The 506-nt window shown below is 64.4% G+C and carries 2 pseudogenes; both read left to right on the top strand.

Going from position 1 to position 506, the window contains the following annotated elements:
* Positions 1-198: pseudogene (locus CSC70_RS14485) on the top strand (nuclear transport factor 2 family protein); the annotation flags it as partial.
* Positions 199-335: 137 nt separating this feature from the next.
* Positions 336-506 (top strand): annotated as a pseudogene (locus CSC70_RS14875) (PLP-dependent aminotransferase family protein); the annotation flags it as partial.

Raw genomic sequence — 506 nt, 5'->3', positions numbered from 1 at the left:
ATCGACTACAAGCAGTCCATCACCAAGATCGACCTCGCCGCGGACCAACAATCGGCGATGGTCGAAACCCGCGCCACGCTCGGTCTGCCGGGCGTGCGCATGACCTTTCGCACACGCGACAAGGTGATCCGCAAGCGCTGGAAGACGCTCATCGCCCACAGCGAAGGCACTGCCTGGATCGGCCCGGCGTATCAATAAGCGCAGTTGACCAAACGTCTGCGCTGGCTGCCCGGTGGCGCGATCGTCGCTGGTTGCGGCTTGTGTCGTGCGGCCAGGGCAGTTGCAGTGCACCCTGCACGGTTGCCTGGTGATGGCCGGCGACGTGCTGCCGGCCTTTGGACTCCGTGCCGGGCGAGGCAAGCGGCAAGCGATCCGTCGCTGCACTGCACAGCGCCGCAGCCACTTGCGTTCGCTATGCTTGCGCCATGCACACTTCCTTCCAGATCTCCCGACGTGCGCAGGCGCTGACCAGTTCGGCGATTCGCGAAATCATCACGGTGACCGAA

The sequence above is a fragment of the Pseudoxanthomonas kalamensis DSM 18571 genome (assembly GCF_010211745.1).
In the GTDB taxonomy this organism is placed as follows: Bacteria; Pseudomonadota; Gammaproteobacteria; order Xanthomonadales; family Xanthomonadaceae; genus Pseudoxanthomonas_A; species Pseudoxanthomonas_A kalamensis.
Note: the sequence above shows the minus strand (reverse complement) of the source record. Positions and strands in the feature narration are given on the sequence as shown.